The sequence below is a fragment of the Bacillus sp. FG16 genome (assembly GCF_057809515.1).
Map to the genome: position 1 here is coordinate 1 of NZ_JBMDKC010000089.1, position 23154 is coordinate 23154.

Annotated in this window: 19 protein-coding genes and 5 pseudogenes; 1 reads left to right on the forward strand and 23 read right to left on the reverse strand. The window is 35.0% G+C overall.

Annotated elements, in window-relative coordinates; all coding sequences use genetic code 11:
• Window positions 1-48: 48 nt before the first annotated feature.
• From ACODS7_RS24670 to ACODS7_RS24755, 18 genes and pseudogenes are all read right to left on the reverse strand, one after another.
• A pseudogene (locus ACODS7_RS24670) lies at window positions 49-279 on the reverse strand (hypothetical protein); the annotation flags it as partial.
• Window positions 280-370: 91 nt separating this feature from the next.
• Complete coding sequence (locus tag ACODS7_RS24675) at window positions 371-724, reverse strand: hypothetical protein (protein WP_000229074.1); 354 nt, start codon at window positions 722-724, stop codon at window positions 371-373.
• A 169-nt stretch (window positions 725-893) separates the two neighbouring features.
• Window positions 894-1187: pseudogene (locus ACODS7_RS24680) on the reverse strand (hypothetical protein); the annotation flags it as partial.
• Window positions 1188-1242: 55 nt separating this feature from the next.
• Window positions 1243-1497, reverse strand: a pseudogene (locus ACODS7_RS24685) (DUF7660 family protein).
• Window positions 1498-1538: 41 nt separating this feature from the next.
• A complete protein-coding gene (locus tag ACODS7_RS24690) occupies window positions 1539-1910 on the reverse strand; it encodes a hypothetical protein (protein ID WP_243169000.1) in 372 nt (123 codons plus the stop codon).
• On the reverse strand, window positions 1910-2329 hold the full coding sequence (locus tag ACODS7_RS24695) for a hypothetical protein (RefSeq protein WP_243169001.1): 420 nt from the start codon (window positions 2327-2329) through the stop codon (window positions 1910-1912). Before ACODS7_RS24695 ends, ACODS7_RS24690 begins: the two co-directional genes overlap by 1 nt.
• A 208-nt stretch (window positions 2330-2537) precedes the next feature.
• Window positions 2538-2948, reverse strand: coding sequence for an Imm44 family immunity protein (locus ACODS7_RS24700; protein ID WP_017674277.1), 411 nt, complete (start codon window positions 2946-2948; stop codon window positions 2538-2540).
• 124 nt (window positions 2949-3072) lie between these two features.
• Window positions 3073-3486 carry a hypothetical protein gene (locus ACODS7_RS24705; RefSeq protein ID WP_043936596.1) on the reverse strand — a complete coding sequence of 138 codons (414 nt, stop codon included), beginning with the start codon at window positions 3484-3486 and terminating at the stop codon, window positions 3073-3075.
• Between the two features lie 139 nt (window positions 3487-3625).
• Window positions 3626-4159, reverse strand: coding sequence for a hypothetical protein (locus ACODS7_RS24710; RefSeq protein ID WP_000397230.1), 534 nt, complete (start codon window positions 4157-4159; stop codon window positions 3626-3628).
• Between the two features lie 230 nt (window positions 4160-4389).
• A complete protein-coding gene (locus tag ACODS7_RS24715; RefSeq protein ID WP_243169002.1) occupies window positions 4390-4869 on the reverse strand; it encodes a hypothetical protein in 480 nt (159 codons plus the stop codon).
• Window positions 4870-4918: 49 nt separating this feature from the next.
• On the reverse strand, window positions 4919-5137 hold the full coding sequence (locus ACODS7_RS24720; protein WP_064532846.1) for a hypothetical protein: 219 nt from the start codon (window positions 5135-5137) through the stop codon (window positions 4919-4921).
• 977 nt (window positions 5138-6114) lie between these two features.
• Window positions 6115-6801: an RHS repeat-associated core domain-containing protein gene (locus ACODS7_RS24725; protein WP_243169003.1), complete on the reverse strand. Its 687-nt coding sequence runs from the start codon at window positions 6799-6801 to the stop codon at window positions 6115-6117.
• Between the two features lie 277 nt (window positions 6802-7078).
• Window positions 7079-7729, reverse strand: coding sequence for a hypothetical protein (locus ACODS7_RS24730; protein WP_243169004.1), 651 nt, complete (start codon window positions 7727-7729; stop codon window positions 7079-7081).
• Window positions 7713-8618, reverse strand: a pseudogene (locus ACODS7_RS24735) (RHS repeat-associated core domain-containing protein); the annotation flags it as partial. The gene ACODS7_RS24730 and the pseudogene ACODS7_RS24735, both read right to left, overlap by 17 nt.
• Before the next feature lie 47 nt (window positions 8619-8665).
• The gene (locus ACODS7_RS24740) at window positions 8666-8983 is read right to left on the reverse strand and encodes a hypothetical protein (RefSeq protein WP_445079719.1); all 318 of its coding nucleotides are present in this window, start codon (window positions 8981-8983) and stop codon (window positions 8666-8668) included.
• A gap of 204 nt (window positions 8984-9187) precedes the next feature.
• Window positions 9188-9430 carry a hypothetical protein gene (locus tag ACODS7_RS24745; protein WP_243169005.1) on the reverse strand — a complete coding sequence of 81 codons (243 nt, stop codon included), beginning with the start codon at window positions 9428-9430 and terminating at the stop codon, window positions 9188-9190.
• 9 nt (window positions 9431-9439) lie between these two features.
• Window positions 9440-10396, reverse strand: a pseudogene (locus ACODS7_RS24750) (RHS repeat-associated core domain-containing protein); the annotation flags it as partial.
• A gap of 344 nt (window positions 10397-10740) precedes the next feature.
• The gene (locus ACODS7_RS24755; RefSeq protein WP_243169006.1) at window positions 10741-17430 is read right to left on the reverse strand and encodes a DNRLRE domain-containing protein; all 6690 of its coding nucleotides are present in this window, start codon (window positions 17428-17430) and stop codon (window positions 10741-10743) included.
• 390 nt (window positions 17431-17820) lie between these two features.
• Between ACODS7_RS24755 and ACODS7_RS24760 the strand changes: the two genes are divergently transcribed.
• Window positions 17821-18408 carry a hypothetical protein gene (locus ACODS7_RS24760; protein ID WP_000566764.1) on the forward strand — a complete coding sequence of 196 codons (588 nt, stop codon included), beginning with the start codon at window positions 17821-17823 and terminating at the stop codon, window positions 18406-18408.
• Between the two features lie 209 nt (window positions 18409-18617).
• Here ACODS7_RS24760 and ACODS7_RS24765 read toward each other — a convergent pair whose 3' ends face one another.
• The 5 genes from ACODS7_RS24765 to ACODS7_RS24785 form a co-directional block, all read right to left on the reverse strand.
• A complete protein-coding gene (locus ACODS7_RS24765) occupies window positions 18618-19691 on the reverse strand; it encodes a sulfate/molybdate ABC transporter ATP-binding protein (protein WP_243169007.1) in 1074 nt (357 codons plus the stop codon).
• A 13-nt stretch (window positions 19692-19704) separates the two neighbouring features.
• The gene (cysW, locus tag ACODS7_RS24770) at window positions 19705-20562 is read right to left on the reverse strand and encodes a sulfate ABC transporter permease subunit CysW (protein WP_088114547.1); all 858 of its coding nucleotides are present in this window, start codon (window positions 20560-20562) and stop codon (window positions 19705-19707) included.
• A gap of 11 nt (window positions 20563-20573) precedes the next feature.
• Window positions 20574-21401, reverse strand: a complete 828-nt coding sequence (cysT, locus tag ACODS7_RS24775) for a sulfate ABC transporter permease subunit CysT (protein ID WP_001227879.1) — start codon at window positions 21399-21401, stop codon at window positions 20574-20576.
• Window positions 21402-21435: 34 nt separating this feature from the next.
• Complete coding sequence (locus ACODS7_RS24780) at window positions 21436-22491, reverse strand: sulfate ABC transporter substrate-binding protein (RefSeq protein WP_029442088.1); 1056 nt, start codon at window positions 22489-22491, stop codon at window positions 21436-21438.
• A 244-nt stretch (window positions 22492-22735) separates the two neighbouring features.
• A complete protein-coding gene (locus ACODS7_RS24785; protein WP_029442087.1) occupies window positions 22736-22987 on the reverse strand; it encodes a hypothetical protein in 252 nt (83 codons plus the stop codon).
• Window positions 22988-23154 lie beyond the last annotated feature (167 nt).

Consider the following 23154-nt stretch of genomic DNA (forward strand, 5'->3'; position numbering starts at 1 on the left):
TTCAAAGGTTAGGAACTGAACAATTGTTAAAATATTAAACGTAACTTATATAATTAATTGAATTGCAGTCACTTTTGAGACAGCAATTATAGTAGTTTCTGTAACAAATACTACCCATGTCCCGAACAACATCCGAATACAAAAAATAATCGCCCCAATACGTGTTTCAGTATATTGTTTATTTATATTTATAAAAAATATATCTTGCAACATAACAGTTAATGTTAATACAACTACTAAAGCCAAGATAGAAATGAATTCTAAAAATTCTATAAGCACTTTTAGTCTCCCTTTTGACATCATTTTATTATAATTTTTATTAAAGATTCTTACTATCATGTAACTAGGTCCACAAATACCCTCTCATTATCTATACAGTTTTCGCATACATAATATGAAAATAACAGCTAAGACCATAAATAATAAGTGCAATCATTGTAATATACCACTTTCCTCCGTACTTCTTTACACACTGCATAAGCCCCCAAAGGAAAAGTAATATAATTGATTGAATCACTAAAATATTTAGCGTCCCTAACAGAGTAGCTGTCATAGGGTAAATGATCCATATACTCACCAATGAACGTATAGCCATGACCGTAGCAAAGATTCTCCTATAATGAGACAGTCTTATACTACCTATGCAGTACTCTTGTAAAAATACGATAGATGCTACTAGCATATTTAAAACCAAAATTAATAAATATTCAAAAAACTCTACCAACTCTAAATTCTCCTTCATAAATTTATTTGCGATTTCCTATCGCATCAAAAGTTAACAATTCACTCCGAAATTTTACAAGCTACTTTTTCAAAAATACTAGCTAATATTCCAATAATCATCAAAGAGATTATTATTCATACATTCATTTTATTACTCAAGGACGACCTATTTAAAAATCCAATTTTTTAACAGACTTGAAATAGTCTTGAAATTTATCATCGATGTCCTCATCTTTACTTAAAAAAAGCGTTACATACGAATCCCAACAAACAATCTCAAGTGTTGCTTGGGGATGCTGAATATTTGGACTTGGTACCCAGAGTTCTTCGTTTCCATTTGCATAGGGCTCTACAAGCAAATTATGAATATCAATGTTTATAGACTTATCAAACGCAGATAGTACGCCCCAAATAAATTGAGGATTATATTTCTTTACGAGATTTGAGAGATCTTCAACTGCTATTTAGACTCTTCGCTTTTATTTTAAATTAGACCTCAATAAATTAATCTATTTAAATTTATTCATAGTGAGCTGCCGCCAATAACACCTGTGCAATAAAGCCCCATGATATATTTTCAGGCATCTCTTCACCTCTGTTTTGGTAGGATCCCTCACAATCATTTACCCATGCTTCCATTGATTCTAATTAATCCTCTAATGTTATATTCTCCCACTCATCCTGATTTTCTTTGAAATCTTTTTGAAGATGAAACAAAAACTCTAATAATTTTTCTTTTGAATCTACATCACTAATTAACTCATAAACATCCATATCATTACTCCTTCCACATGCCCCTTATTTAGGGACTACATTCATTTCATTCCATCTCTAAATTCTTCCTGCACCGTCTTAAATTCTTGCTCATATTTCCTTATTTTTTCAGCATCTATCTTCGAATTAAGGAAAGGTCTTTTTCTACCAATCATCATAATATCTTTTCCTTCTGTGGACTCCATGCGTACATATGGTTTAAAAAATTCACATTCTGTATTTTGTAATACTACCGATAATTTAGCGTATTCTTCCATAGGGAATTGATTAGATACATTTAATTTCTTAAGTCTTTTCAAATTCATTAATGGCTCTAAAGAACGATCTTGAACTTTAATATTCATTAAAGTTAACTCATTTAATTCTACTAAATCACCGATTGGATCTAATGTTTTTACATTAAGAGTTTTCATTATTGCTCCTCCCAAAAAAGACCTTCTAACTTCTTTCCATCTTTTATTGGCGATAAATCTTCTAATTTAGAGAAACCTTGTATTAATAGATAAGAAAGGTTGTTATTATAACTCAAATCCCATAAATCTGTATTCTTAGGATTCCAACCTAAATATAATCTTCTTAAATTAGACATTTTTTGTAGTTTCGATAAATTCTCCACCCTCATTTCATCGATATAGAGTATCTCTGGATTAACATACTCCATAATTTTATCAAACTGCGTTTGATTTACTGTGAAAATCCATAAATCCCTAATTTTCAATTCTCCTAATAGTTCTATATTCTTTGTTTTACCGCTAATAGCTAACTCTTGTACATCTTCATTTATTCCAGCCAAATCTTTAAGAATGCGTGGCTGTTCACCTATTGGAAACATTAAATTCTCTCCTTCACAGACTATTTACATCCAACATCCCTTCATTCTTTCCTGAAGGGAAAAACTAACAATTGTTAAAAGTACACTATCATATTGGACCTTTTCGAATGTAAAATCCATAATACACCTTCTTTTCTCTCAAGGTCATAATTATTTTATTCCCATTTCATCTTACTATTTTCATTTAATACTTCGATATGAGTATCTACTATATCCCCTCTTTCATATCAAAAACTTGTAAAATATCTTGTTCTAACTTTATTGCATTAAAGTCCGACGTAGCCTTTTCCCCTAACAGTCTAATAGATTGAACAATATTTCCAATTATCAATATTTTCCTCGTAGCATAATCTGCAGATAAAAATGCTTCATAGTCAATCCTTAATCTAAAATCTGCTTCTTTACTCTTCCTTTTCAAGAGCTTTCTTTCTTTATGAAAACCCGCATCTTCATATTCCGGAGTTATGTTAACTACTATAGGGATTATAGCTATTTCTTCTACTTCGCTACCATAATTATTACTATTTAATTTTTCAAGGTCACTACCGATTTCTGAAATTATATTTATAAATTCCTCAGCAATGTCACCTTCTAATTCACCACTCAAAAAAAACCTCATAATCACTCATCCTTTTCAATTATTACTTTTATTTAGCGGGGGACGCTTTCTATCTGTTTCATATAATGGATTGATGGTGCCACTCTTTCTCCTACCTTATATATCTTTTTATAGGGATATACTTTTAAATTTTACGTAGAATATATCTTTCAGGCGGGCCGCTCCCCTGCTCAGCTTGAAAATATAATAATTTACTCGGTATGCATGAAATTAAACAAGGTAAACCACACCAAATAACTTTTTCTATTGCACATTCTAATCCCATAAAACTCCCATCAATTTCACTAATAAGGGACATTACGTAACAAGAATCCTTTGCTCCATATTTTTTTAATTGCGTTGATATTCCTTCAGCATACACCATATTTTTTGGGATAGATTCAAAATACATAGAATTTAAGATAGTGTCATGGTTATGCGCCAAACGCCCTAATGCCTTCACTCTTTTTTTAGGTGAAGTTAGTTCAAAAATAATTCTATCCTGGATTTTTTTTTGAAAAAAACTCCTAACTATGAGTTCTTCATATTCTTTATCCATGTATCTTTTATCCTCCTATATTCTTAAAGTTACCTTTTCTGAAAAATATAAGTGGTGCGACATATATATATTAATTAACTTTGGATATCTCCAGTATCTCCTTGCGCTAAAAAAATCATTTAATTACCTCTTATTATTTTCATGTTGCATAAATATCGAAATTATTACTAGCAATTGTTAAAAGCGCACCATCATATTGAATAAATGCACACGCCGATGATGGAACTAATTCGATTTGTGGTACAACACATTCTCCCATTAAACACTTCATCAATTTACTTTGATTTATTTCCTCTAGTTTAATACCAACGCTATTTCCTAAACTGATAATAGCAAAAGTATTTTCTATACTTACACCATAAAAATACTTGATTATATATGATACTTCTGTCCTTGGTATAGAATCAAAAACAAAGAAAATGTTCCTTCTTCCCGAATCAAAAACTGTGTAGGAAATGTTTTTAGACTCTATTTCTTCTTTCACATTTTTTTCCTCAGATTTATCTACATGTACAATAAACTGATTAATCCTCTCTTGAACAAGTAAACTTAAATTATCAACATTACGATTATAATCATCAAATAAATCTGTTTCATAAATATCAGTTATATTACTAACACGGTATATATTTGCATCTTCAATACGTTGAACCTTTTCGAATGTAAACTCCATAGTACACCTTCTTTTCTCTCAAAGTTATATTTATCCCTATTCCATCCTACTATTCTCATTTAATAATATTAAGTTTATTATTCCTAATTGTTTTTATAAATCAATAATAATCTAATTCTCCTCATAGAGAATCCGCTTTTCACCTTATAATACGCTACTTGTAGAGTACGCATACCGTTCCCTTTTTCATATCTGTTTCGTATAACGGATTAATGTTGTCTCCATTAAAATCAAAATTCCGAATTATAGGCATTTAAATCCCTAGCTTCTTTAAAGTAATTTCTAAATTTATCATCAATATTTATATCGTTACTTAATAACAACATCAAACTGGAATCCCAACAAACAATTTCAAGTTTTGCTTGAGGGTGCTGGATATTTGGACTTGGTACCCAGAGTCCTTCGTTTCCATTTGCATAGGGCTCTACAAGCAAATTATTAATATCAATTTTTATAGATTTATCAAACGCAGATAGTACGCCCCAAATAAATTGAGGATTATATTTATTTACGAGATTTGAAAGATCTTCACCTGCTATCCAAACTATTGGATGCGACATTTTAGGATAATCTCGGATAAGTTTCTCTTCCTGATGTGCGACAATCTCCATGTCTGTTATAAGCCAATTAAACTCTTTTTCCCTACCTTGAAATGAGTCAAAAACGGAAGCTAAAACTGTATGTTTAGATCCATATAAAATGAAGTTCATCCAATCCCTCCAATTAGTAACAATCGATAAGTTAGCCTTCTTGAACTTATTATGTGTAGATGATTAAACAAATACCAATGAATACTGTTGCCATACACAATATAATAGTTGTTGCAGTATCTAGCAAAATGCTTACGGCTAGGAAAATTATTGATTTAAGAGCAAAAGAAGACCCTTTTTCTTTCCATTGCCGATAGATTTGTATCATTGCATAAATTAATGGAATCATACCACCTATAATCAGAATAATCCCTATTATTTTCCCCATGTTTCCCCTCCTTTTAAAGATTCGAATCAATAAATATACTATATAATCATACGCCCTCAGAATATATCCTTATATTTTTAGAGTTATTCTACACATGCAAAACTCTCTAATCATAGCTACGCTCGTATTAAGCGCATTGTTAGAAGTTATATAATCTTTCATTCTGTAATTAACGGAACTTTCCATCAGATGTACAATTACCATTCGCATCATACGTTAAAGATTCGTTTCCGAATTGTATAGGTTTATTTTCCATAGCATCAGCAGTACACATAAGGTTTGCTGTTTATTTAAAATAAAAAGTGCATCTCAAAATCAAACTATTTGTTTAGATTTTGAGATGCACTGAATTTACTTTTCTTTTTCAAAAACAACAACCAATAATCATCAAAGATATTATGATTAATAAATTAATTTTATTAATCAAGAACGCCCTATATGGAGTAAAGGCTGTTATGATTATATATTAGACTTACACTAAAATCGTTACCACTCTATAACGTCTCTTTTTCAGCAGAAATACCAATAAATGTATTTTCATCTCCATTTTACTAATTATCTTCCCCCTTTACTTTTATAAAATCCCACTGGCTAACCCAACACACATACATAGGAAACAGTCTGCAAGAGCGATAAGTTGTGAGTAGTTTACTTACGAGAAGATTCATAATCAAATATAACACATGATATTATTACCAAAAATACTACACCAACATATTGTATAGCAAGAGGAATACCATTTAAAACAGACCCTAATATGTTTGTAAATGTAACAATAAAAAGTAGTGTAAGTATCGTTAACATAAGTACGGCTGAAAATAAGTAACCTTGTTTGATACATTTAAAAATCCAGCCTATTCCAATACATATTAAAATTATACGTACTGGATACTTTAAAAGTATCGAAAATAAATTCTCTACACTATTAAAATTCATCATCATATTCACCAAGATCACTTTCTGAATTTTTTATTATTTTAGCGATAGTTTTTATATGCTTTTTTATACCCTTTGTATGCTGCCGAACCAAAAACATAAGCATCTTCTATTAATCCAAAGCCCCAAAATGCTTTGAGACCTACTTTTAAACCTGCTTTTCTAGCAGCTTTATTTACATATGCTTTGTTATAGACCGGCTTATTTTTATTTATATAATTCTGTTTACCTGTAGCATACCCATAAAAATACCCTGCGCCCAAAGCCAACCCTTTTCCAATACTCAGATAACTATCAACCCACGCTTTCCCACCAGCTTTCGCGCCAGCCTTTGTTGCATACCAAATACGTTTTGCTTTCTTTTTCCATGCTTTATGCCCATCCGGATCCACCATCATCACCGGATTATTATCACCATACGTATACCCATTCATTGTAACCGGATCATCCTCATCACCCGGATCAGGATCCACTGATAAGAACACTCCATGATCTGGATTATAATAACGCGCAATCAGATAATACATGCCAATTTCTTTATCATACATGTATCCCGCATATCCAAATGGATTGTCTGCTGCGATACCTTTCGTATCACTCTTTAATACGTTACCCCATGCATCATATTCATACGTTGCTACAGCTTCCCTATTTTGATCTGTCATCGCGACTACGTCACCATGAAGAAGTTGTAGTATACTGTTTATCTTCGTGATTTCATTGCTCAACGTACACCATTTATTAAATGCATATATTGACGAAGGGCAGTCCCATTTCCATCTATCCCATATAACAGGGTGATACTCTCTGCCTTAGGAGTAATAGGTTATTTAAAATAAAAAGTGCATCTCAAAAATTACCTGTTTAATTTTCGAGATGCACTGAATCTATAAAACTTTATATTCCACTCATCATTAAAAAGAATATTAGCAATGAATTAATTTTATAATCCTAGAACGACATGTATAAAATATTACTACTTTCAATACTTGCATTGTCATTCCTTTATTGCAGACCAGCATAGTTTTCAACTAAAGCTTTCCTATACCTTTTTCCTCCATCGCGAAAAATTTCTTTATGGTACTCCTCCGTTTCAATAAGAAAATCAGAAAGAGGCTGCCATATCGTTGTATCAATCATCTGATCCCTATAAATATCTTTTTCACTAATTAGCAACGCTACGTCGTCACGAACATCAATCACCAACAATACCTTTCCAGAAGAAAATAGTATATAAAGTACAAAATGATCACGCAGTGAGCATCCGAACTCTTTTCCATCCTTTTCTTCCCGCCATGTGATAATATCCCAATAGTCTTCTGATGATATATTCACATCAAACTTTGCTGCCTTTTTTACATCTTCATCATAATATCCGCTCTTAGTCCAAAATAGAAAAGTTCGATATCGAAAAGTTTGTTTTGTACATATATATGCCGTACGCTCTCCTAAAACTTCGCCTATTTGTTTTAACGAATCAATAAATCCCTCAGCACCAAAATCATAACAACTAAATAACAATACATATTTATCAAGGTCACCCCTGACTACATACTCTGGTAAACTTTTTTCCATATCTACCATCTCGGCAATTCTTTTATAAACAAAACTATACTCTTCCTCGGTAAGTTGAAATAAGCTATCTATTTTTCTCAACCTTTTTCCCCTTTCCCTTTAACCTAAATTTAATAACATCTTTCTTTTTTTTCTTCCCTCTTCCATAATACTCAGCAGTATTCTCACCATTACTCGATCCATTGCGAGTAGTTATTTTCCTTCCGTTTTTAGTAAAATTCCTAATTTGCAAACCATTTCGGTAAGTTATGTCTTGATTCCATCCTGCTTTTCCTAATCTATTGTGTAATTGGCGCAGACTTATATTAACCCTAAAATTTGATACAGAATTTCCAACTGTAGTATTAGTAAAATTAAGCTTTTTGCCATATTTAAATGTATTATATGCTAATTTCGCACCTTTATAAGCTGCTCCACCAACTAATCCGACACCAACAGCTACTGCAGCTGCTTTCCAACCATTCTTTTTATACGCTTGATACCCATCATAAGCTGCGAATCCTGCGTTTAATACCATCCATGCTAAATGCCCATCCGGATCTGTCATCATCACCGGATTATTATCACCATACGTATACCCATTCATAGTAACCGGATCATCCTCATCACCCGGATCAGGATCCACCGATAAGAACACACCATGCTCTGGGTTGTAGTATCTCGCAATCAGATAATACATGCCAATCTCTTTATCATACATGTATCCCGCATATCCAAATGGATTATCTGCTGCGATACCTTTTGCGTCACTCTTTAATACGTTACCCCATGAATCATATTCATACGTTGCTACAACTTCTCTATTTTGATCCGTCATCGCGACTACATCACCACGTGGGTTATAGTGATAGTATAGCGTTTGCCCTTGTGATTTCATCGCTAGGCGCGTACCACTTGTAGCATATACATATTGACGAAGTATAGTTCCATTTCCATATAACTCATATAATGTATTGATGGTGTCACTATTTCTTGTGCCTTGTATATATTTTTATAGGGATGAATTTTTTAGTTTATTCAACTTTTACGTAGAATATATCTTTCAGGGGGACCGCTCACCTGCTCAGCTTGAAAATATAATAATTTATTCGGTATGCATGAAATTAAGCAAGGTAAACCACGCCACATAACTTTTTCTATTGCACATTCTAATTTCATAAAACTCCCATCAATTTCACTAATAAGGGACATTACGTAACAAGAATCATTTGCTCCATAGCTTTTTAATTGAGTTGATATTCCCTCAGCGTATACCATATTTTTTGGGATAGCTTCAAAATACATAGAATTTAAGATAGTATCATAATTATGCGCCAAACGACCTAATGCCTTCATTCTTTTTTTGGGTGAAGTTAGTTCAAAAATAATTCCATCCTGGATTTTTTTGGGAAAAACTCCTAACTATTAGTTGTTCATATTCTTTATCCATGTATCTTTTATCCTCCTCTATTCTTAAAGAATGAAGATGTTATGTTAAATAAAAAAGTGTACCCCAAAATTAAACTAACTGTTTAAATTTTGAGATACACTGAGTCAACTTTACTTTTCTTTTTCAAAAAAGCCAACTATGATAAAAAGCACACATAAAGAAAATACAACTAAACATTTAACCTTCCAACTAAAAAAATCAAAATAAGAAGTAAAAGCTATCAAAATCATATAAACTAATAATATTAACACTACACTCAATCTCTTATATTCTTTTGCCCTCCAAGTAATAATTACAGCATATATAATCCAGCCAAAAGCAAAAACACCATAAATAATTTCACTACTAGACATATACCGCTCCTATCTCTTACTTTTCTTAGAGTTTCTTTTAGGATTATAATTTTTATATGCTGTTTTATACCCTTTATAATATCCATCTAAAAATACTCCTGCATCTGGAAGAAATCCATATACCCCCAAAGCCTTACTTCCCCTCATAATTAGTGCTTTAGTCGCTGTTTTTTTCGCATTATTCACAACTACATGTTTTCCGACTCGATTGCCAACTTTTACGCTACCTGCTTTTTGTTTGGATTGTTTTATAGATCCAGACCAACCTGCATATCCAGCTATTCCAAAAGGCATAACCTTCCCCGCTATGTTACCAGCTCCAGAAAAATTGAAACCATAGCTCTCAACCCAACTTTTTATTCCCGCTCTTACTCCCCTATCATTGGCATAAGCCGTTCTCTTATCATAAACCCACAATTGTGTCGTTCCCCAAGGACGATATGCCCAATGCCCATCCGGATCCACCATCATCACCGGATTATTATCACCATACGTATACCCAGTCTGCGTTACTGGATCATCCTCATCACCTGAATCTGGATCCACCGATAAGAACACACCATGATCTGGGTTATAGTATCTTGCAATTAAGTAATACATACCAATTTCTTTCTCATACATGTATCCTGCATACCCGAATGGATTATCCGCTGCGATTCCTTTCGCTTCGCTCTTTAGGACGTTCCCCCATGCATCATATTCATAGCTTGCGACTATTTGTCCATCCTTGTCGGTCATTGCTATTACGTCACCGCGCGGGTTGTAGTGGTAGTATACCGATTGACCTTGGATTTTCATTGCTAGGCGGACGCCGTCTTTGTTGTAAACGTATTGTCGGGGGACTTTTCCGTTCCCGTCTGTTTCGTATAGCGGGTTAATGCTGTCACCGTCGTAGAAGTAACGGGTTACTTGTCCGTTTACGTTCTTTTCACCTTTTCTCGTTAAGGCAACAAGTTGATCTATCTCTTCCTATATAAGTAAGGACATAAAGTTATGTCCCTACTTACTATCATCGTACTTCCAATCAACTACACAATTTCTATTAATAAAAGAAATCACCTAGTTTTATAAAACACAAATGAGCAACAAACAGCCAGCGCAAAAAAGAATAAAATCAAAATTTTAATACCCCAACTTAAAAAGTTAAAATATGGAGTGAAGATTATAACTATTATATATATGAGCCATATTACTGTAATAGTAAACGGAATGTATTCTCTTGATTTTAAGAACATTATTGACAAATATAAAATCCAACCTATCCCTATACTCCATGTAATAATTGCTCCACCTTCAATAAAAACCATCTCCTATCTTCTTTTTTTCTTCTTAGGCCTATAATTTATATAGGCTTTTTTATACTCTTTTTGATATTCATACAAGAAGATGCCTGCGTCCGCAGCAAACCCATATACTCCTACAGCTTTACTACCTCTTACTATAGCAGCCTTTATTGCTTGTTTACCTGCACCTTTCAACACACTTTGCATCCCTTTTCGATTTCCAACTTTTACTTGAGATGCCTTTACCTTTGATTTTGTTTTAGATTGTTTCCACCCTTTAGATGCTCCCGTTATAAATGGTCCCAATTTACTAACAAAATTCCCTCCACCCATAAGATTAAAACTATAGCTCTCTGCCCAACCTTTTATTCCGGCTCGTACTGCTCTATCATTGGCATAAGCCGTTCTCTTATCATAAACCCACAATTGTGTCGTTCCCCAAGGACGATATGCCCAATGCCCATCCGGATCCACCATCATCACCGGATTATTATCACCATACGTATACCCATTCATAGTAACCGGATCATCCTCATCACCCGGATCTGGATCCACCGATAAGAACACACCATGATCTGGATTATAGTAACGTGCAATCAGATAATACATACCAATTTCTTTATCATACATGTATCCTGCATATCCGAATGGATTATCTGCTGCGATACCTTTTGCGTCGCTCTTTAATACGTTACCCCATGAATCATATTCATACGTTGCTACAACTTCTCTATTTTGATCTGTCATTGCAATGACATCACCACGAGGGTTGTAGTGGTAGTATAACGTTTCTCCTTTTGATTTCATCGCTAGACGCGCGCCACTTGTTGAGTATACATATTGACGAAGAACATTTCCACTACCATCCGTCTCATATAACGGATTAATACTATCTCCATCATAGAAATAACGTGTTACTTGACCATTTACACTCTTTTCAATACGACGACTATCATTATCATATTTATAAGTCGCAAATGCATTGCTCTCACCTTGTTTTGTAATCGCTACAATTTGGTCATTTTCATTCCATGTATACTTGTACTTTCCGTCTGATGTACGATTGCCATTCGCATCATATGTTAACGATTCATTTCCGAATTTTACAAGTTGATTTCCTTCATTGAATGTTGCTGCTATAGACTTTGTTTCTTTTCCATTCTCTATAACTTTCACACTTGTACGGTTTCCAAATCCATCATATGTGTATGATTTAGTTGTTCCGTTTGGTAATGTTTCATTTAATAGTTGGTTAATCGGGTCATATACAAAGTTTGTTTCTGTTACTTTTCCGCCCGCACCTTCATGTTTAATCTTCGTGCGGTTGCCTGATTGGTCATATTCATAGCGTTCCGAAAGTAGAATGCTATTTGATGTACCTACTACTAAATCTTTAATCTTGTTCGCATGGTCATAGTTGAAAGTAGAACCTGAACCATTTCCAGCTGTATACGTACGAACATTTCCTTGATCATCGTAATCAAATCGATACGTTTGCGAACCATCCGTCACACGAATGTTTTGATCTAGCGTGTTGTAGTCATACGATACTTTATTTGTGTATCCACCTTGCGTTACTGTTTGTTCTTTTAACTTTTCTGTCTTACTGTTTGCTTTGTCGTGATATGCCCAGTCAATTTTTCCGCCTCGGCTATCTGTTGCACTTGTAACGCGGTCAGCCTTATCGTATGTTTTTGTTCGTTCTACACCGTTGACATGGTCTTTCACTTTCGTAACTTGTCCATTTTGATCACGTTCAAATGTAAATGAATCTTTTCCATTGCGCTTTTCACCAACGACGCGATCTGCTGTATCATATACAGACTCTAAAATAGAACCGTTTGGCATTGCTGTTTTAATCTTGTTTGCATTTTCATCGTACGTATGTTCAATACGACGGTTCAACGCATCGATATACACTGTATTTTTATTATCTACATCATATTCATATTTGTGTGTTTGCGTTTTCCCACCAAACATGACAGATTTTTCTGTTGTGTTTCCATTATGATCATAAAGATAGCTTACAGAAGTACCATTTTTTAAGGTAACCTTCGTTAATAGATTATCTTTGTTGTAATCATATAGTTTTGTATTTCCTTTTTCATCGGTTTCGCTCTTTTTATTTCCTGATGCATCGTATGTGAATGTATTCTTCTGTCCTTCTTCATCATACGTCGCAACAACATTTCCGTCGTTGTCGTACTCGTTTTTAATAAGAGCGTTACCCTCTAGTAAACGAATATCATCAAACCATACTTTCCCTTTATTATTGTTTCTAAATAATAGGTACACCTGAATATGTTTAATTGGTTTCTTAGCTGGAATTACAACCGCACTACGATTCCAATCATTTGTACCGCTTGGGAATTTTACTTGATAATTTTCACCACTGCCATCTTGATAATGTACATCCGCCCAAATCGCATAGTCTCGAGAAAGTTTATCTGGCGCATCATTTTCTACATTTTCAGATTTAGACATTCCTGTTAGCGTTAATGTTTCTGCCTTTTTCTGATTCAATATAACTCTTTTACTATAGCCAACATCTGATCCTCCATATTGGCTACGCTCTAATACAATAGATGAATGTCCCGTAAAGCTCTCTTGCTGAGAAACATCTTTCGGATCACAGCTTGTTCCATCTCCTCTAATCCAACCTGGCATACAGCCATTTCCCGCCATATTTTCTAAACTACTATTTTCAATTGGGTTAAAGCTAGAAGAAACTTCACCTTTTTCTAGTTGAATCTTATCAAACCAGACAGAACCACTCGTAGCAGAACCGCCATTTTCTACTTGTAAATAGATTTGTACTTTTCTCGTTTGTTCTGTTGTTTTAAAAGTAACTTGACGGTTAACCCAATCCCTCGTTCCTTGAACTTTATTGTGACGAGTATCATGCCATCCACCATCTACACCAGCACCGTTTTCATTTAATAACTGTACATTGAAGAAACCAGCACCATTGGCTAAATCCGTTTTTATCATACCACTTAACGTATACGTTGTATTTGGTTCTAACGTTACTTCTTGAATTGCAGCAATATAGCCCCAATCATTATTCGTTGCTTTTGTTGAAATTTTAAGTGATGATTCTCCGCCCAGACCACCTGGTGCTGATGTTGCATCTTTTATAATAGATCCGGAATTATTCGCATTTACTGGTACCCATTTTTCCGTACCATTCATTTCAAAGCTTGGATTTTGAATCAGGTTTTCTCCTGTTCCCAGCTCTCTAGTTGTTGCAATTGGATTTCCAAACTGATCATACTGCATGAAAGATGATGTATTTGCTGCTTGGTCAGTTTCAGACACTTCTGTATTCGCTGCTTTATAAGCAACTGTTGTTTCACGATTTTCGTTATCTGTCGCTTTTATAAGCCCGTTGTCTTTATTGTACTCAAACTTTTCTGTTCCCATTTCATCAGTAACAGAAGTTACATTCCCATTACCATCATAGGTCGCTGTTTCTGTTTGATTTTTAGGAGTTGTTGTTTTTACTAGGTTATTTGCATTATATTCATACGTTGTCGTTAAATTTAGACGTCCAGAATCTTCAACTGTTTTGACTGGGTTTCCAGCATCGTTATACGTATAAACAGTTTTACGTCCTTTAGGATTCGTTAACGTAACTTCTTTCGCATCTGTATTATATGCTAATGTCGTAGCTTTTCCTAATGGGTCCGTTACTTTTACTAATCTATTATTCTCGTATGCATACGATGTTTTATATGGTTTTGCATCTGTATGTTGCGGATCATAAATAGATGTTAGTAAACCATTGTCATATCCGTATTTATATGCTTTTCCTTCTGGTGTTGTAGAAGAAACGAGTAAATCTCCATCATATTTAAATGTAATCGTTTTGCTATCTGGGCCGATTACTCTTGCTGCTTTTTTATTATTTCCATCATATTGTACGACTAACTCTTTGCCAGAAGCATTTTTCACTTTTGATAAACGTGATTCCCCATCATACTCATATGTCGTCGTATTTCCGTATTTATCTTTTGTATACTGGATACGCCCTTGTGCATCTCCAGATTTATAGAAAGTAACTGTTTGGTCTTTATCTTTTATTTCATATCCGCCTGATACTTGTTTAATTTCTAAATATATACCAGTAGGAGCTTGGTACGTATTATCTCCCGTTCTAGTAAAAGTAATATTTGCGCCATCGGCAGAAATTAATAGTAAGTTTCCATTTCCTTCAGCCAAAATTCTTTCTTCTAATCCACTAGACCAACCTGTACCAAATAAACCTACTTTTTTACTTTGGCTATTATACGTTCTTTCTACTGATACATCCGGTCCGCGCCCTGATAACGTAATATCTTTCTCACTCATAATAAAGTTACCATTTGTAGCATTCACTGTACCATTTAGTACCGGAACTGATGCCCAGTAATCAAACATCCCTATAAACCCAAAGTCTTGAGCAAATTTAGGTACAAACTCATGCGAAATTTCGCTTTCAGCATGTCCGGCTTTACTATACGCTGTTACACGGAACCAATAATTTTTAAACCCAGCATAAATTCCGCCAGAATTCTTATACACAGGTGATGGATCAACTGCTAATTCTGCACCTTTTTTATCATGATGAAGTAAATATTGGCCTTTTGCAATTTCATCTTTCGTTGGCCAAATTTTCTCATTTTGCGTTGTCCAATTTGTTTTATTTCCTACATCGAACGCTTCGTAATCTTTTCCGTTATAAATCCAAACTTTATAGCCTGCAGCCGCTGGAACTGCATCCCACTTTAATGTGACATATCCTGTTTCCTTATCTGTCGCATTAATATAGGCCGATCCGTCTGGCTTTTTCACTTGTTCTAATGGAATAAATGGAACTATTTCATCTGAAAGTGGACTATCCTCAAACGGATACTCTGCTACAATACGAATCCAGTAGCTACTTCTTCCGCTATAATCCCCGTACGGACCTCCTGCCTCGTAAGCATTTTTATATATTTGTCCTGGGTTAGTAGGCGCTTCTGCACCGTTTCCATCATCATGTATCCAGTAACGCCCTTGTGCAATTTCTTCTGGCGTCGGGAATATTTTTTTATCTTTCGTCGTCCAGCTTGTCACATTCCCAACAGGAATATATTCATAGTCATATCCATTAAAAATGGCAACTTTATAACCTGTTGCTCCTGGAACTGCGTCCCATTGTACATTGAAGTGACCTGAACCACTCCCACTGCCATTTGAGTAAGCTTGTACTCTTGGCTTATTCGGTTTTGCGTAGGAATATTTCACTTCCAAGAATGGTGCATTCGTTCCATTTTCAGCTGCAATGAATTTCTTCCAATGGTTTTGACCATTACCATTTGCATGTAGCTTAAAGCCATTGTTTTGTCTCGCGCCTTCTACCCATGCTTTTACTGTGTTAGTTACATTAAACTTCGCCAATTGTCCTCTTGTTACATCAGCATGTGCAATATTATTTGAACCAGGTTTATTATTCCAATTTAAACTACCTTCATTCCAGGCACTCGTTACTTCATCTAACCAAACACCATTTGGTTGATTCGCATAATAATGCCAAATGGTATGTACATTGAATGTTGCACTTTCAATATTTGCACCTTTAAAACTCGAAACGTCTGGTTTAATAAATGCAAAGTTTGTCCCAGATGACCCATCATAATATCCTACTTTTAACGTATAAGCATTTTGACCAGCATCCCAAAGCTTTCCTCCTGAATAATTGACAGTTGGATATGCACTTGAAGCATATGCATTATCAAAATCCTTCAACTGAACCGAAGGGTCTACATATACCGGATATTTTCGCTCTGGTGCTTGTAGCCACTGCGGGTCGGCAGTAACAGTTAATGTATATGTTTTTTCATCTTTCTTCTCAATATTGTAGCGAACTGCATCTGACGTTACAGCCTCACCTGATTGCTGGTCCACATTGGAATCATTCATATATGGTTTCGGCAATGTGAATACTTTTTCTTTTTTCTCATCTTGGAAGTCGATTGAACCATCTTCCTGTAAGCTAGGTGTTAAATCTGTGTCTAATGCAAATGTAAAAATGTGGTGTCCTGTATACTCACGTAATACAAAATCTTCTTTTACATTTTCATTGAATGTCGTACTCTTTAAATCAATATTTGGGAAGACCCCTTTATACCATACTGTATTATTTTCATGTGTTGCAGTGACTGGTGATGGCTTCATTTCACCTGTTTCACCATTTGCACTTATTAGTTTATACTGAATAGTATGATCTTTTACTTTAAATTGAACGTACTTTCCATCTTGTGTCGCTTTCTCGAACTCTGGTTCTAATGTTGTATTTTCCGTTACAATTTTTTCATTTGGTGCTTCTACTAATTTCGGTGAAACCTCTTCTAGCTTTCCATCTTTCTCTGCATGAATCGGTTCCGTATATACCCTCTTTGTAAAAGTACCATCATTGTTATCAAAAACCTTTTCGGTTTCCGTTCTTTCTTCTACAATCTCAGTCGGACTCGCCTGTGCTTTAGCCTTATCCTTCTTTAATTGATCTGGATGTGGAGCTGGTAATTCCTGCTCCTCTTTCTTTTCCACTTCTGGAATTTGTTCTGAATTTGGAGATGGTGTAAACGGTGGTGCCGTTTCCGCCAATCCGCTCAGTGGTATAGAAGTAACAATTAATGCAACTACAATAAGTTGGATTAAGTACCTATACCATTTCTTTTGTTTCTTACCTTCCATAAACTCACCTCGCTAAAATATTTTTTAACACAACAATGTTACATATCCAAATTTAAATAAAAGAAAGAGTAAAGTAAATATAATTTTAAAATTTAGAATATTTCGTGTACAAAATCCGACAATTTAACAACATTTTCCTAAACATAATCACAGAATACTTTTTTTATTATATAATTGAAGTTTAAAGATAAATAAATCTATCATAAAAAAGAAAAGACGATTTCTTATCTCATTAATGCTTGTAGTATCCCCACCCCATTTAACGATTGATAAAATAAGACAAGGGCCTTTTGGAATCATCGGTTAAACTTGCAATTTAGTTGAAGAAGGAACGTAACTGATGATGCGGAAAAACGTAGTATAGAGAAGACTATGTAAGGAGTTTGTCATATGATTGATAACAGAATTTCGAAAGATTATGATCATGAAATAGATGATTCTTTAAAAGAAATTACAGATACAACCATCTTACTTAATTTTCAAAAAGCGATTGTAAGTTTATATCCTCATCTAATACCAATTCATGCTTTTGCCTATGACGCATGGGATGATATTGTAATGCCATTGTTTTATGAGATGGTATATAAAACTTTTGCTTTTAAATACGGGATAGATATTAACTTTAAAGAAACTCATACCTATATGTTTTCGCTTAATAGTTATAAAGGGATACATCACATCGAGTGTGTTCCAAAGTGCACGACATTTAAGATTTATATTAACGAAGAATGGATTGAAATGGATAATAAAAGTTTGAAAGAAAATGTATTTGTATTTAAGTCATTTGGGGATGGATTGCATTTTCTAACTGGTGGAATTGAAATTGAAGATGCTTATCGTGTAGGATTTGACCTTGTTGAGGTTGATATTGTTTCTACCATAACAGGTCTTCCATCTAAAACAAGTATTTTTATTGATAAAGAGCATGTAGACTTTGTGTTTGTCGCAGAAACATATGATACAAATATCCAAAATTAAAAATTTTATGTAAGAACGTAGGAAGAATATCTTCATTACTACTCGTACCAAATAGTTGTGTGAACACGCTCCGCTATTATATATACAAACTTCCGACTACATTTCATATGAGAAAAAGTTATTACGATAAACAAAGAAAAGGTCTCCTAAAATATCTTTTAGGAGACCTTTTCTTATTAATAGATTTTGTAATTTAAGAGTAAACACTCTTAAATTACAAAATCCTCCGGAATAAACACTTTCACTTCTTTCGGCTGTACGTATACGAAATCACCCGCTTGAATGTTCAGCTGTTTGAACTGTTCTTTCGTAATTTCTGCTTCTAAATATTCATCTGTTTCGTCTCGTTTTAATTCTACATATACGACATTTCCGACTGCGTGAGAATAAGATACTTTTGCCGGGATTGCATCTATGCTTTGTTTCGTACGAGAGATTGATAAGTCATGCGGCCTTACGTAGGCTATTCCGTCTACGTTGGAAACGTGCTTATGCTCTGGTGCTTCTAGTTCGACCGATCCTACATTTAGTTTTCCTTTATGAACGCGGCCGTGAAATAAATTTACATTTCCTAAAAAGTCATATACAAACGGACTTGCTGGGTTTTCATATACTTCTTCCGGTGTTCCCATTTGTTCAATGCAGCCTTCATTCATTACAACGATGCGGTCTGCAACGTCTAACGCTTCTTCTTGATCATGCGTTACGAATACGCTCGTAATTTGAAATTCGTCATGTAATTTTCGGAGCCATCTGCGTAATTCTTTTCTCACCTTCGCATCGAGTGCACCGAACGGTTCATCGAGTAATAAAATTTTCGGTTCGACTGCAAGTGCCCGGGCTAGTGCAATACGTTGACGTTGTCCACCAGATAATTGCGCTGGATAACGTTTAGCAAAGCCATCCATTTTTACGAGCTTTAATAATTCTGTTACCTTTTCTTCTATCGCTTCTGCTGACGGTCTTAAGCTTTTCTTTCTTACTTTTAAACCGAAAGCGACATTCTCAAATACATTCATATGTTTAAAGAGCGCATAGTGCTGAAAGACGAAACCGACTTGCCTGTTTTTCACGTGAATGTCTGTTAGATCTTCCCCATCAAATGAAACAGAGCCTCCATCCGCTTCTTCTAATCCTGCAATAATGCGTAATAACGTCGTTTTCCCAGAACCTGACGGGCCTAATAAGGCAACAAGTTCACCTTTTGGAATATCCAAATGAATGTCTGTTAGTGCTTGAAATGTACCATATTGCTTTGATACACCTTGAATTTTAATACTCACCGTAATCCCCCTCTCATTGGCGTTTTTCCATTCGCCATTCAATCCAGTTTTTTATAATGAGTGTAAACACTGCAATTAATGACATTAACGTCGCTACTGCAAATGCTGCTGAAAATTGATATTCATTGTACAAAATTTCAATATGAAGCGGCATCGTATTCGTAATACCACGCACGTGACCTGATACGACAGAAACGGCTCCAAACTCACCGATAGCACGGGCATTACATAGAATCATGCCGTATAAAAGACCCCATTTTATATTTGGAAGTGTAACGCGCCAAAACATTTTCCAGCCACTTGCGCCAAGTGATAAAGCTGCCTCTTCTTCACTTTTCCCTTGCACCTGCATAATCGGAATTAATTCACGTGCAACGAACGGGAAGGTTACAAAGATTGTTGCGATAATAATGCCTGGTACAGAGAAAATGAGTTTCACTCCATGTTCAAGTAACCATTCGCCAAGAGCACCCCTCGGTGTGAAAAGTAAAACGAATACTAATCCTGCGATAACTGGTGACACAGCAAACGGCAGTTCAATAAGAGAGAGTAATACTTGTTTTCCTTTAAACTGAAACTTTGTAATAAGCCACGCGGCCGCTACCCCAAATATCGTATTAAGAGGCACAACGATTAACGCAACGAGAAGCGTTAACCTAATTGCTGAAAATGCTTCTTGATCTGTAATAGCGGCAATGTATACATCCATCCCTCTTTCAAAAGCTTTTAGAAAAATAGTTATGAGCGGCAGTAATAGAAAGAGAGATAAAAATAAAACTGTAATCGTAATTAATACGCCTGGTACAAGCTTAGATTCTTTTTTAGCTGATACGCTTTTTACTATGTTCTTTTCTAATACTGTTGGTTCCATTTTCTCTCCTCCTATTCACTTTTTAGTTCATGCCTTCTACTCCAGCTCTGAATCATATTAATAAGCAGAAGGAAAAGGAGAGAAATAATAAGCATCACGGTCGCTACAGCTGTTGCCCCCGCGTAATCATATTGTTCTAGTTTCGTCATAATCATCAGTGGTGCAATTTCTGTTTTCATCGGCATATTACCTGCGATGAAAACGACAGATCCGTATTCTCCTAATGCTCTTGCAAATGCGAGTGAAAAACCTGCAAGAAGAGCGGGAAAGATCTCTGGTAAAATGATTTTCACAAATATTTGCAAGCGGGATGCACCTAAACTCGAAGCCGCCTCTTCTACTTCTTTATCAATATTTTGCAGCACTGGTTGCACCATTCGAACGACAAATGGTAAACCGATAAAAGTAAGCGCAACGATAATTCCGAGTGGTGTAAAAGCTACTTTTATATGAAACAGACTAAATATTTTCCCAATCCATCCATTTTCCGCATAAAGCGTTGTAAGTGTAATACCAGCTACAGCTGTCGGAAGTGCAAACGGTAAATCAATGAGTCCGTCTAATAGTCGTTTCCCTGGAAATTTGTAGCGTACGAGCACCCAAGCTATTAATAAACCGAAAATGGCATTTACAATAGCAGCTGCAAATGAAGTTGTAAAACTAACTTGATAGGAATGCAACACACGCTCGTTCGTTATAACCCCAGCGAACTTCTTCCAACCTAACTGTGAAGTTTGAATAAATACGATAGAAAGTGGTATAAGTACGAATAAACTCATGTACAACATTGTAAATCCAAGCGATAATCCAAACCCTGGTAAAACACGCTTCTTCCTCATCCTCTTTCACCTCATCCCCCTTTAGTAGTACGCATTATTTTTGATAAATTTTATCGAATACGCCGCCGTCATTAAAGTGTTTTTCTTGTGCTTTTTTCCAGCCACCAAATAGTTCATCTACTGTAAATAATTGAACTTTCGGAAATTGGGATGCATATTTTTCTGCTACTTTTTCATTACGAGGACGATAAAAGTTTTTCGCCGCAATTTCCTGTCCTTTTTCTGAGTACAAATATTCAAGATACCCTTCTGCTACTTTTTTCGTTCCTTTTTTATCAACGACTTTATCTACAACCGCTACTGGTGGTTCTGCAAGTACACTAATAGAAGGGGTTACAATTTCAAATTTATCTTTTCCAAGCTCTTTTTGAGATAATAACGCTTCATTTTCCCATGCGATTAATACGTCACCAATTCCTTTTTCAACAAATGTTGTCGTTGCTCCGCGCGCTCCTGAATCTAATACTTCTACGTTTTTATAAATTTGGCTAACAAACTCTTTCGCCTTATCTTCACTATTATTATATTTTTTCAGTGCGTATCCCCACGCCGCTAAATAGTTCCAACGTGCCCCGCCTGATGTTTTTGGGTTTGGTGTAATGACAGACACACCTTTTTTCGTTAAATCATCCCAGTCTTTAATTCCTTTCGGGTTTCCTTTTCGAACAAGAAATACAATTGTTGACGTGTACGGAGTGGAATTATTCGCAAGTCGCTTCTGCCAATCTTCTGCTAATTGTTTTTTCTTACTAATCGCATCAATATCATAAGCAAGTGCTAGTGTAACAACGTCTGCTTCTAAGCCATCAATAACAGAGCGCGCTTGACTTCCAGATCCCCCGTGTGATTGTTTTACATTTACTGTTTGCCCATGCTTCTCTTTCCAATACTTCGCAAAATCTTTATTGAAATCTTGATATAACTCCCTCGTTGGATCATACGAAACATTTAAAAGCTCAACTGTTTGTTTATCTCCACTTCCTTCAGAATTACTAGTGGATGTTGCCGAACCACACCCTGATAAAAGTACAACTGCTGATAATAAAACACCTGTACTTTTCATAAACGCTGTCTTACCCCACTTTTTCATCGTTAAGCCCCCCTAGTTTATACAATAGAAAAAGGCACACAATATATTCACAAACGTGAACATTGTGCGCCTTCAGTTTATCTGATTAGCTTCTAATGTATTGTATTCGATTTCTTTTCATTTTAATTCTGCAATTCATATGTGTCAACTTGGAATTTATTTTTATTTCTTCGGATTTTCATACAAACTCCCTCTACATGATAATCATTATCAATATGTAAGAAAATAATAAAACATCTCTTTTTTATTTTCTACATAAATACGCTTTCCGATCATTTTTAAACAATAAATAATGTGCTGTATGAACTTTTCTCTCTACATAATCGATTGAATACGTACTGGCTGGATCTACCAAATCCCCGATCGCCCCTGAAAGGTGGTCAATTACTTTCTGCAATGTTTCTAGATTCTTCTTTTCACTCTCCACATTCATTGCATCCATAATATCACAAATCAAATATTGTACGTTCCGTAAGCGCAATTCCTTTTGTTCCATACATATATCCCCCCGTATTAGTTATATTACGGTTTAAATATATGGTTTTATAGCTTAGTCAATTCTAAAAAACAAAAGATATCCCAAAGGGGATATCTTTCTCAGAGTGTTTGGAAACCCTTTAGGGGTTCCCAACATTCTGGAATCATTTTGATTTTAGCGAATAA

What these genes read in the sequence shown, in the direction of transcription:
- ACODS7_RS24690 (WP_243169000.1), bottom strand. Translation starts at nt 1,910, where the DNA reads ATGAAAACTCTTAATGTAAAAACATTAGATCCAATCGGTGATTTAGTA.
- ACODS7_RS24695 (WP_243169001.1), bottom strand. Translation starts at nt 2,329, where the DNA reads ATGTTTCCAATAGGTGAACAGCCACGCATTCTTAAAGATTTGGCTGGA.
- ACODS7_RS24700 (WP_017674277.1), bottom strand. Translation starts at nt 2,948, where the DNA reads ATGAGGTTTTTTTTGAGTGGTGAATTAGAAGGTGACATTGCTGAGGAA.
- ACODS7_RS24705 (WP_043936596.1), bottom strand. Translation starts at nt 3,486, where the DNA reads ATGGATAAAGAATATGAAGAACTCATAGTTAGGAGTTTTTTTCAAAAA.
- ACODS7_RS24710 (WP_000397230.1), bottom strand. Translation starts at nt 4,159, where the DNA reads ATGGAGTTTACATTCGAAAAGGTTCAACGTATTGAAGATGCAAATATA.
- ACODS7_RS24715 (WP_243169002.1), bottom strand. Translation starts at nt 4,869, where the DNA reads ATGAACTTCATTTTATATGGATCTAAACATACAGTTTTAGCTTCCGTT.
- ACODS7_RS24720 (WP_064532846.1), bottom strand. Translation starts at nt 5,137, where the DNA reads ATGGGGAAAATAATAGGGATTATTCTGATTATAGGTGGTATGATTCCA.
- ACODS7_RS24740 (WP_445079719.1), bottom strand. Translation starts at nt 8,983, where the DNA reads ATGAAGGCATTAGGTCGTTTGGCGCATAATTATGATACTATCTTAAAT.
- ACODS7_RS24745 (WP_243169005.1), bottom strand. Translation starts at nt 9,430, where the DNA reads ATGTCTAGTAGTGAAATTATTTATGGTGTTTTTGCTTTTGGCTGGATT.
- ACODS7_RS24755 (WP_243169006.1), bottom strand. Translation starts at nt 17,430, where the DNA reads ATGGAAGGTAAGAAACAAAAGAAATGGTATAGGTACTTAATCCAACTT.
- ACODS7_RS24760 (WP_000566764.1), top strand. Translation starts at nt 17,821, where the DNA reads ATGATTGATAACAGAATTTCGAAAGATTATGATCATGAAATAGATGAT.
- cysW (WP_088114547.1), bottom strand. Translation starts at nt 20,562, where the DNA reads ATGGAACCAACAGTATTAGAAAAGAACATAGTAAAAAGCGTATCAGCT.
- cysT (WP_001227879.1), bottom strand. Translation starts at nt 21,401, where the DNA reads ATGAGGAAGAAGCGTGTTTTACCAGGGTTTGGATTATCGCTTGGATTT.
- ACODS7_RS24780 (WP_029442088.1), bottom strand. Translation starts at nt 22,491, where the DNA reads ATGAAAAAGTGGGGTAAGACAGCGTTTATGAAAAGTACAGGTGTTTTA.
- ACODS7_RS24785 (WP_029442087.1), bottom strand. Translation starts at nt 22,987, where the DNA reads ATGGAACAAAAGGAATTGCGCTTACGGAACGTACAATATTTGATTTGT.